The organism is Methylobacterium sp. WL6, assembly GCF_008040095.1.
GTDB lineage: Bacteria > Pseudomonadota > Alphaproteobacteria > Rhizobiales > Beijerinckiaceae > Methylobacterium.
On the sequence record NZ_VRVH01000172.1, the window covers coordinates 1 to 9,531 of the forward strand.

Here is a 9,531-nt window from a genome sequence, read left to right on the forward strand (position 1 = left end):
GCCCTGCCGCTCGCGCCCGGCGTCGCCGGCGGCAGCTACGATCCGGCGCTCTACGAATGCGTCAACGCCGGCGCGGCCGAGGTGCTCGCCGACCTGCAGGGCTTCCTCGAGCGGCTCTGGAGCGTGAACCCGACCGCCCGCATCATCCTCACGGTCTCGCCGGTGCCGATGATCGCCACCTACATGGACCGGCACGTGATGGAGTCGAACAGCTACTCGAAGTCGGTGCTGCGCGTGGCGGCCGGCGAGGCCTGCGCCTCCGGCGACCCGCGGGCGGTGTACTTCCCGGCCTACGACATCGTCACCAGCAACGTGAATGCCGGCCGCTACTACAACGACGACCTGCGCACCATCAACGACGCCGGCGTGCGCCACGTGATGCGCTCGTTCCTCGCCACCTTCGCCGCCGACCGCACCGCCCCGGCCCCGGTGCAGGCCGCCCACGACTTCGCCGCCGAATACGAGGGCACGGCGGGCGTGATCTGCGACGAGGAGCAGATCGAGCGCAGCGTGGCGTGAGGGGACGACGCGACCCGTCCCTTCCCTCCCCCGCAGAGGGGGGAGGGAAGCGCGCGTCGCGGATAGCCCCTACTGCAGGTGCTTCGTGTAGACCTCGCCCGCCGCCGCCTTGATCGCCGCGCCGCAGTCGCGCCCGATCCGCTCGGCGTCGGCGACCGGGCCCGAGCGCGAGGCGGCCCAGTGGCGGCTGCCGTCGGGGAGGAAGAGCAGGCCGTCGAGGCTGAGCGTGTCGCCCTCGATCCGCGCCAGCGCCGCGATCGGCGTGCGGCAGGAGCCGTCGAGCTCGGCCAGGAGCGCGCGCTCGGCGCCGATCGCCGTGGTGGTGCGGGCGCAGGCGAGCGGCGCCAGCAGCGCGTGGATCTCGGCATCGCCCGCGCGGGCCTCGATGCCGAGCGCCCCCTGCGCGACCGCCGGCAGCATCTCCTCGACCGAGAGCACCGAGCGGGCCATGCCCTCCAGCCCGAGGCGCTCGAGGCCGGCGAGCGCCAGCAGCGTCGCGTCGCACTCGCCGGCCTCGAGCTTGCGCATCCGGGTGTTGGCGTTGCCGCGGAGCGGCACAATGCGCAGGTCGGGGCGCCGCATCAGCACCTGCGCCGCGCGCCGGAGCGACGAGGTGCCGACCCGCGCGCCCGCGGGCAATTCCGAGAGCCCGGCGGCCCGCGGCGACAGGAAGGCGTCGCGCGGGTCGTCGCGGGCGAGGATGCAGGCGATGACCAGCCCCTCGGGCAGCCAGGTCTCGACGTCCTTCATCGAGTGGACCGCCACGTCGACCTCGTCGGAAAACAGCGCCTGCTCCAGCTCCTTGGTGAACAGCCCCTTGCCGCCGATCTCGGAGAGCGGCCGGTCCAGGATCTTGTCGGCCACCGTGGTGACGACGACGAGCTCGGTCTCCAGGCCCGGGTTGGCCGCCACGATCCGGTCGCGGACCATGCCGGTCTGGGCCAGCGCCATCGGGCTGCCGCGGGTGCCGATGCGGAGGGGACGCTGGATCATGTGCTTCTTGTCTCGCCCGAGCTTTGCGCGAGCATCGTCGGCGGCGGCGGACGACGCAAGCGCTCGATCCGCTCCGACCCCGTCATTCCGGGGCTGCGAAGCAGAGCCCGGAATCCAGAGCCGCCGACAATGCCCATGACTTTCGCGTCGGCGTGTCCGGACTCCGGGCTCGCCTGCGGCGCCCCGGAATGACGGTGGAGGGGGCCGTCAGCGTCGCGCGCGTCCTCAGAACGCCTTCAGCACCCGTTCCGTGTGCTCCACGGCCGGCGGGCTCGCGAAGCAGGGGGAGACCAGGGCGCGGTAATCCTGCCACGGCTGCGAGCCGGTGAAGTCCCGGGTGTGGGCCTCGAGCGTGTCCCACTCGATCAGCAGGCGGTAGCGCTGCGGATGCTCGACCGAGCGCCGCACGTCGAAGCTGCGGCAGCCGGCGGCGACCCGGAAGATCTCCGCGGCCTCGGCGATGCCGGCCTCGAACGCCGCCTCCATCCCGGGCTTGATCTCGACCTGTGCGATTTCGAGGATCATCGGTGTCGTGTCCTTTGCGGCCGGAGGCCTACTGGAGCGGGCGGCCTAGCTTGCGCGCCAGGATCCGCTGCGGGCTCTTGTCCGGGTCGGCCTGGGCGGAGACCGGCAGGTAGGCGGTCTGCTCCAGCATGTAGCGGCCGCCCATGGCGCCGTGCATCACGAGGTCGGAGAAGGTGACCCAGGTCTGGCCCGGCAGGAACTCCACGTCGGCCTGGGGCGCGCCGGCCTGGTAGTCGGCGTCCTGCTTGAGCGCGTCGTGCAGGTGCAGCATCAGGTGGTCGTATTCCGAGCGCCGCGCCTTGGTGATGCGCAGGGCGGCGAGCAGCCGCGCCGAGAGGGCCGAGTAGCCCGGGAGCTTCGGCAGGAACTTGTCGGCCATCGAGCCGAAATCCTCGCCCACCCGCCACAGGCGCGGCTGGCCGCTCGGGTTGATGTTGCGGAACACCCGCAGGATGCGCTTCTCGCCGATCGGGTTGGAGGGGAAGGCGTCGACGTGCAGCCGGGTGTCGTCGCGGCGCCAGCTCATCTTGCGCCGGTCGACGTCGAAGGGCCGGTACGACGTGCCGGCGAGGCTGATCCCGCTCGCGTATTCCGGCAGGTGGCGCGCGATCAGGTCCTTGGAGAACGCCCGGTAGCGCACCAGCAGCTGGCGCAGCGCCTCCTGCTCCTCCGGCGTGCCGGCGGCGCCCCGGAGGGTCGCGGCCTCGCCCCGGATGTTGACGTTCTTGGCCTTGCCGTCGGCGAAGGGGCGCTCGGTGAAGCGCCGCTCGAAGTCGCTGAACGGGAAGTCGAGATCGGGGAACATCAGCACCGCGCCGCCTTCCAGGGCCGCGGCGAGCGAGCCGTTCGAGGCGGGCCCCGAGGCGGGAACGGTGAGGATCGGGCTGATCATGCGGGTCGCGTGTCCTGTCGCGGGGCCGGCGTCGCGGGTCCGCGGGTTTAGCCGAGGCTCGGGGCGAGGGCCAGCGCGGCGGTTTTACCGGTGGATGACGGCGCCGGCATCCTGTCATCCCGGGATGCCGCAGCCGCGACGCCTTGCGCAACCGATGCGAAGGCGGCACGTTCTCCCCCTGTTCCGGGCGGTCTCGCCCGCACAAGGATCATTCGCCGATGGCGACGTTGAAGGAATTCGAGGAGTCGCTGCGCGAGCACGGCATGAACATGGCGCTCGCCCTGCTGGAGCGCCTGCGCGAGCGCGACCGCGCGATCCGCACCGTGAAGCCCGCCCGGCGCCTGACCGGCCAGAAGATGACGCCGGAGCTGGCCCACGCCATCCTCGACCTGCACGCCTCCACCGGCATGACGCAGCAGGAGATCGCCTTCAAGGTCGGCGTGAACCAGGGCCGGGTCAACGAGGTGATCAAGCGCGGCAAGTGGCTCGACGGCGATCCGCACGCCCCCGAGGCCGTGGCCCGCGACAAGGCCCTAGCCCGCCTGCGCGGCGAGCCGACGGCGCGCAAGGCCCCCGCGGCGAAGCGCGCCGCGGGAAAGAGCACCCCGGCCAAGGCGAAGACCGCCCCGGTGCCGCGGCGCAACCAGGGGCAATTGGCCTTCGGCGATCTCTGAGGCGCCGGGCGCAGGCTTCGGCTTCGTCCGAGAGCCTGCAACCGGCTTGGGGACGATGACTTAATCCGTCAGGTCCGGGCTGAGGTCCTTCGGCCGCACGAACCGCTCCAGGCGGCCGTCGCCGTCGATCGCGCCCCAGCTTTCCGCATCGAATTCGATCACCGCCAGCGCCGCCGTGGGAAAGCCCTGCGCGAGGCGGCTTCGCGCCGCGCGCGGGCCGGCGCCGACCAGCCGGTCGGCCAGCGCCTCCATGCCGGGATTGTGGCCGATCAGGATCAGCGTCTCGGCGGAATCGGGGGCGGCGCGGACCGCCTCGAGCAGCGATGCCGGGGGCGCCTCGTAGATCGTCTCGACGATCTGCGCGGGAACCGCGCCGAGCGAGGCGGCCACCGCCTCCCAGGTTTCCCGCGTGCGCTTTGCGGGCGAGACCAGGGCGAGGTCGGGATGCAGGCCCTCGCTCGCGAGGTAGGCGCCCATCCGCGGCGCGGCCTCGCGCCCGCGGGCGTCGAGGGGCCGGTCGATGTCGGGGACGCCCGCCGGCCGGTCCGACTTGGCGTGGCGCAGGAGCAGAAGGCGGCGCATCAGGCGAACCCGACGATCGGATGCGGGGTGTAGAGCGACTCCAGCGCCGCGATCTCGTCGTCCGTGAGCACGAGGTCGAGGGCCGCGACCGCATCGGTCAGGTGGCCGGGCTTCGCGGCGCCGATGATCGGCGCGGCGACCTCGGGCTTGGCCGCGACCCAGGCCAGGGCCACCTGCGCGCGCGGCACGCCGCGGGCCTCGGCGATCTCGGCGACCTTGGCGATGATCGCCCGGTCGGCGTCGGCCGCCGCGTCGTAGAGGCCCTTGCCGACGGCGTCGCTGTCCTGGCGCGCGCTGGTGGCGTCGGCGTCGCGGGTCAGCCGCCCGCGGGCGAGCGGGCTCCACGGCAGCACGGCGATCCCCTGGTCGCGGCAGAGCGGCAGCATCTCGCGCTCCTCCTCGCGATGCAGCAGGTTGACGTGGTTCTGCATGGTCGCGAACCGGGTCCAGCCGTGGAGATCGGCGGTGTAGAGCGCCTTCGAGAACTGCCACGCATACATCGACGAGGCGCCGAGATACCGCGCCTTGCCGGCCTTCACCACGTCGTGCAGCGCCTCCAGCGTCACCTCGATCGGGGTCTCGTAGTCCCAGCGGTGGATCTGGAACAGGTCGACGTGGTCCATGCCGAGCCGCTTCAGGCTGGCGTCGATCGCCGCGAAGATCGCCTTTCGCGACAGCCCGCCGGCATTCGGCCGGTCCGTCAGCGGGTAGAAGCACTTGGTCGCGACGACGAGGCTGTCGCGGTCGCCGTAATCGCGCAGCGCCCGGCCGACGATCTCCTCGCTGGTGCCGTCGGAATAGTAGTTGGCCGTGTCGAAGAAGTTGATGCCGAGGTCGAGCGCCTGGTGGATCAGCGGGCGGCTCTCGTCCTCCGGCAGCGTCCAGGGATGGGGGCCGCGCTCAGGGATGCCGTAGGTCATGCAGCCGAGGCAGAGGGCGGACACGTCGAGGCCGGTGCGGCCGAGTTTCTTCATCTTCATGCGGCGGCTCTTGGTTCTCTCGATCTGACGGCCGCGTTTTGGCCAAGGTGGCAGGCGGCGTTCCCCTGCCCCCAATCCACCGCCTCATCCTGAGGTGCCCGCGCGAGCGGGCCTCGAAGGAGCCCTCCGGAGGTCGCGCGGTCCCTGGAACCCTCCTTCGAGGCCTCCGCTTCGCTGCGGCACCTCAGGATGAGGGGGTGGAGGGGAAGAGCGGAAGGCTCAGCCCCCCCGCCCCTCGCGCCGCATCATGAAGGCCAGCTTCTCGAACAGGCTCACGTCCTGCTCGTTCTTGAGCAGCGCGCCGTGCAGCGGCGGGATCAGCTTGCGGGCGTTGGTCTCGCGCAGGGTCTCGGGGTCAACGTCCTCCGAGACCAGGAGCTTGAGCCAGTCGAGCAGCTCGGAGGTCGAGGGCTTCTTCTTCAGGCCCGGCACCTCGCGGGTCTCGAGGAACACCCGCAGCGCCTCCTCGACCAGGCGGTGCTTGATGCCGGGATAGTGCACCTCGACGATTCGCCCCAGCGTCTGCGCGTCCGGGAACTTGATGTAGTGGAAGAAGCACCGGCGCAGGAACGCGTCCGGCAGCTCCTTCTCGTTGTTCGAGGTGATGATCACCACAGGGCGGCGGGCCGCCTTCACCGTCTCGCCGGTCTCGTAGACGAAGAACTCCATGCGATCGAGCTCGGTCAGCAGGTCGTTCGGGAACTCGATGTCGGCCTTGTCGATCTCGTCGATCAGCAGCACCGGGCGCGCGTCGGCCGTGAAGGCCTCCCACAGCTTGCCGCGGCGGATGTAGTGGGAAATCTCCGAGACGCGGGGATCGCCGAGCTGCGAGTCGCGCAGCCGCGAGACGGCGTCATACTCGTACAGGCCCTGCTGCGCCTTGGTGGTCGACTTGACGTTCCAGGTGAGCAGGTCGGCGCCGAGCCCCTTGGCGATCTCCTCGGCCAGCACCGTCTTGCCGGTGCCGGGCTCGCCCTTCACCAGCAGCGGCCGCTCCAGCACGATGGCGGCGTTGACGGCCGCCGTGAGGTCGGGCGTCGCGACGTAGGACTCGGTTCCGGTGAAGCGCATCGGGCTGTCTCGTCCTGGCGGGCCGGCACGGCCGACCCGCCCGACATAGGGCGCAAAGCCGGTCGCGGGCAACGCCCCAGGGACGCGGCCCGCTCATCCCGAGTCCCGTGGGTCGGGACCCATGAGGTCCGGCGGGCCGCCGCCCCGCCGTCGCGGTCCGGTCTTCGCCCGGCCTAGCGGTCGGCCTTGGCGCCAGCGGTGGTCAGCTCGATGTAGCGCAGGGTCGTCGGGCGCACGAGCTCGCGCACCTTGGCGGCCATGCCCTCCTCCTCCTTCAGCGATTGCTGGAAGGCCGCGGCATGGCCCTGCTGGCCCGCCGCCTCGCCGATCGCCAGCAGCGAGGTGTAGGCGGCGATCTCGAAGTTCTCGAAGGCGTGGTTGGCGTAGGCGTTCTTCAGGATCTCGTCCTGGGCCGGGGCGTGCCCGAGCGCCATCATGTTGCCGACGAAGCCGAGAAAGCCCTCCTTGAGCGCCGAGGGGCTCTCGGAGAGGCCGTGCAGCGCCTCCTCCAGGCGGGTGCGCTGGCCGTGGGTCTCGTCGATGTGGCGGCGGAGCGCCGCCTCCATCTCGGGATAGTTCTGCAGCCGTTCGACCTGACGCTCCATGATCTGGAGCGCCTGCATCTCCAGGGCATGCGTGTTCTTCAGCGCCGTGACGTAGATGTCGCGCGTGTCGTGGGCCATGTTCGGATCTCCTGATCGGCGGCCGGAGCCCGGCCGCGCCTATGGGAGAGACCCGGCGCCCGCCGGCCAAGTTTCCCGGGAGTCGCGCACGCGCTCAATGTGACGCAGCGCGGCGGATCTCCCGCGTGCGTCTCGCGCGTGGACGGCGCACCCAAGCCTCCCCCGCACCCAAGCCGGGCTCGCCCGCCTCGGGCACACGGGGTGCGGATCTCGGGCGGGCCCGAGATCCGTCGGGGGGAGGGAAAAGCCGGTGCTCCTCAGGCGAGCAGGGTGTCGGACGGCTCGCTGTCGGAGGGGCGGTCGTCCTCGGAGCTTTCCGGGGCGGTCTCGATCACCGGCTCGACCGCGGCGGCGACCGGCTCCGAGCGGATCGTCACGGTGTCGCCCTCGATGGAGAAGCGGACGTTCATGGCGGCGGCGCGGGCGACGAGGCCGGCATAGTAGGGCAGGATGCCGTGGGCATCGACGACGCCGTTCTCGGGCGTGCCGGCGATCAGCGCCTCGACATGGGGCGGGATGCGGGCATGCGAGCCCTTGGCGACCAGCACCAGGGTCGGCGCCTCGCCGTCGCCGGTCACCGTCACGTCGAGCAGGCCGCCGCGCGGGATCGCGCCGGTGGCGATCATCACGAGGTTGAGGAGCAGCTTGACCTTGTTCTTCGGGTAGAGCGCCACCGGCGCGCTCCAGCTGAGCTGGGTCTTCTCGTCGGAGAACATGCCGCGCGAGACCTTCTCCGCGTCGGCGAGGTCGATCGAGGCGCCGGCCGAGCCCGCCGCGCCGAAGGCGATCCGGGCGAATTGCAGGCGGGCGGAGGCGTGGCGCGCGCTCTTGCGGATCAGGTCGAGGGCGAACTCGCGCATCGACTCGTCCTGGTCGTCCTCCAGCACCTCGAGCCCGTTCACGATCGCGCCCACGGGGCTGATCACGTCGTGACAGACGCGGGAGCACAGCAGCGCGGAGAGGTCGAGGGCGTCGAGGGTCACGGCATTCATGGCACGCTCCGGGCGTTTTCTTCGGACTTGGTCTTCGGACTTGGTCGTCCGGCTTGGCGACGCGGAACTCGGCCGCGGGCTTGGCGACGCGGAACTCGGCCGCGGGGCGGCCCTGCCCGAACGGATAGACGCCACATCCGCCTTTGCAAAGGGTTACGGGGGAGGCGCGACGCGGCAAGCCGATCGCCGGCCGGCCCTCGGACCGGAGCGGCAGGCGCCCGGCTCGGTCCGCCGCCCCGCGCGCGCCCTCAGGTCCGGCAGAACAGCACCCGCCCGTCCGCCCGCATCTGAAGCAGGGCGTCGAACTCGCGCACGTTGCGGGTCAGCACGGCGACCCCGTGCTTCATCGCCTGCACGAACAGCACGCAGTCGTGGAGGGCCTTCATCCGCTCGTCGCGGCCGTAGCCCTGAACCCGCGCGAGGATGCCCGCATACACGGCGGCCTGGGCGAGGATGTCGGCATCCGGCCCGAACAGGCGATGCGCCGGCATGGCATCGATCGCCGCTTCGATCGCCGCGACGGCGCCCTCGGTCCGGGCGTCGCCCGGATCCAGCACGCCGACCGTATGCATCAGCTCCTGGACGGCGACGGTGCTGTGGTTCACCAGCCGGATCGCGAGCAGGTCCGCGACGATCGCGGGCGCCCTGCCCTGCATCTGGTCGATGTAGACGCAGGTATCGAGGAGAAGGCCGTTCCCGGCCGATGCCTCCGTCCCGAGAAACGGGAGACGGTCGTCGGGTCGGCGTCCCAGGGTCCTGGCCGGAGCCTGCCTCCGAACCCGCTCGGCGGACCGGAACTCGAACGCCACGCGCTAGAATCCGAGGTCCAGCCCGGGATCGACCGTGCCTCTCAACGCTCGAAACACGTCGGCGAAATCGTCTTCGATCGCCAGGTTGGCCAGGGCGAACTCCACCAGCTCGGTGTCCGACCGGATGCCGGTGCGGGCTTTCGCGCGCTCGATCAGTTCCGGCGACACGCGCCCGGAAATCCGCCCGCCTTTCTTCGCGATCAGGCCGCTCTCCTGCGCCCGCGCCAGCACGGCCTGAACCTTCGCCTTGGACGAGGCCGCCGCCACGATCGCCATAGGATCGGGCGACACGCGGTGCAATCGGACGCTCGATCCGCTCGGTCCTCCGCGTGGAGGCTCGTCGCGAAGGCGGTCTGCGCCCGTCCCATGCGCTCGGCTCCGCGAGCACGCCCGCAGACCCGGCAAACCTCTGGAGGCGTGCGACGCGCACGATCGGCACCGGGATGCCGGCGCGCCTATTCCAGCCGCACCACGACGCTGTCGCTCGCGCCGGTCGCGTCGAGGACCGAGATGCGGGCGAAGCCGGCGCCGTCCGGGACCCATTCGGACTGGCGGCGGGGGGAATCGGCCACCGGGCGGCCGCCGACCATCCAGGTCAGCGGCGGCACGCCGCCCAGCGCCTTCAGGGCGAGGCGCGCCTGCTGCGCCGCCTCGCCCGGGTGATCCTGAAGCCCGAGATCGATCCGGGCGCCGTCGGGCGGGTAGGCGATCTTCAGGGGCGCGGTGTCGGCGGCGGCCAGCGTCTTGGGGGCGTCGCGGCGGATGTGGCGGAGTGGCGGCGGCAGGCCGGCCGACGTGGTGACCAGCGCGT

At 71.6% G+C, this 9,531-nt stretch carries 12 protein-coding genes and 1 pseudogene; 2 read left to right on the plus strand and 11 right to left on the minus strand.

Going from position 1 to position 9,531, the window contains the following annotated elements; genetic code table 11:
- Nucleotides 1-519: GSCFA domain-containing protein (locus FV230_RS19060; protein WP_147843512.1), on the plus strand; the 519-nt coding region annotated here is incomplete at its 5' end.
- Between the two features lie 69 nt (nucleotides 520-588).
- Here FV230_RS19060 and hemC read toward each other — a convergent pair.
- The 3 genes from hemC to FV230_RS19075 all read right to left on the minus strand — a co-directional run bounded on the left by hemC (nucleotide 589) and on the right by FV230_RS19075 (nucleotide 2,929).
- Nucleotides 589-1,512 carry a hydroxymethylbilane synthase gene (gene hemC, locus FV230_RS19065; RefSeq protein WP_147729055.1) on the minus strand — a complete coding sequence of 308 codons (924 nt, stop codon included), beginning with the start codon at nucleotides 1,510-1,512 and terminating at the stop codon, nucleotides 589-591.
- 225 nt (nucleotides 1,513-1,737) lie between these two features.
- Nucleotides 1,738-2,037: an antibiotic biosynthesis monooxygenase family protein gene (locus FV230_RS19070; RefSeq protein ID WP_147729054.1), complete on the minus strand. Its 300-nt coding sequence runs from the start codon at nucleotides 2,035-2,037 to the stop codon at nucleotides 1,738-1,740.
- Nucleotides 2,038-2,065: 28 nt separating this feature from the next.
- Nucleotides 2,066-2,929: a Kdo hydroxylase family protein gene (locus FV230_RS19075; protein ID WP_147729053.1), complete on the minus strand. Its 864-nt coding sequence runs from the start codon at nucleotides 2,927-2,929 to the stop codon at nucleotides 2,066-2,068.
- Between the two features lie 218 nt (nucleotides 2,930-3,147).
- On the opposite strand from FV230_RS19075, the gene FV230_RS19080 reads away from it, so the two are divergent.
- On the plus strand, nucleotides 3,148-3,603 hold the full coding sequence (locus tag FV230_RS19080; RefSeq protein ID WP_147843513.1) for an RNA polymerase subunit sigma-70: 456 nt from the start codon (nucleotides 3,148-3,150) through the stop codon (nucleotides 3,601-3,603).
- Between the two features lie 60 nt (nucleotides 3,604-3,663).
- On the opposite strand, the gene FV230_RS19085 is transcribed toward FV230_RS19080, so the two are convergent.
- From FV230_RS19085 to FV230_RS19120, 8 genes and pseudogenes are all read right to left on the minus strand, one after another.
- A complete protein-coding gene (locus FV230_RS19085; RefSeq protein ID WP_147843514.1) occupies nucleotides 3,664-4,185 on the minus strand; it encodes a histidine phosphatase family protein in 522 nt (173 codons plus the stop codon).
- Nucleotides 4,185-5,165, minus strand: a complete 981-nt coding sequence (locus FV230_RS19090; RefSeq protein WP_147843515.1) for an aldo/keto reductase — start codon at nucleotides 5,163-5,165, stop codon at nucleotides 4,185-4,187. The genes FV230_RS19085 and FV230_RS19090 overlap by 1 nt, the downstream gene beginning before the upstream one ends.
- Before the next feature lie 219 nt (nucleotides 5,166-5,384).
- Entirely contained in the window at nucleotides 5,385-6,236 is an 852-nt protein-coding gene (locus tag FV230_RS19095; RefSeq protein WP_147843516.1) for a MoxR family ATPase, read from the minus strand.
- 173 nt (nucleotides 6,237-6,409) lie between these two features.
- Nucleotides 6,410-6,919: a ferritin-like domain-containing protein gene (locus FV230_RS19100; RefSeq protein WP_147843517.1), complete on the minus strand. Its 510-nt coding sequence runs from the start codon at nucleotides 6,917-6,919 to the stop codon at nucleotides 6,410-6,412.
- Nucleotides 6,920-7,176: 257 nt separating this feature from the next.
- On the minus strand, nucleotides 7,177-7,911 hold the full coding sequence (locus FV230_RS19105) for a histidine phosphotransferase family protein (protein ID WP_147728838.1): 735 nt from the start codon (nucleotides 7,909-7,911) through the stop codon (nucleotides 7,177-7,179).
- Nucleotides 7,912-8,159: 248 nt separating this feature from the next.
- On the minus strand, nucleotides 8,160-8,720 hold the full coding sequence (locus FV230_RS19110) for a type II toxin-antitoxin system VapC family toxin (protein ID WP_147843518.1): 561 nt from the start codon (nucleotides 8,718-8,720) through the stop codon (nucleotides 8,160-8,162).
- A 3-nt stretch (nucleotides 8,721-8,723) separates the two neighbouring features.
- A complete protein-coding gene (locus tag FV230_RS19115) occupies nucleotides 8,724-8,996 on the minus strand; it encodes a hypothetical protein (RefSeq protein WP_243933694.1) in 273 nt (90 codons plus the stop codon).
- A 179-nt stretch (nucleotides 8,997-9,175) separates the two neighbouring features.
- Nucleotides 9,176-9,531 (minus strand): annotated as a pseudogene (locus FV230_RS19120) (penicillin-binding protein 1C); the annotation flags it as partial.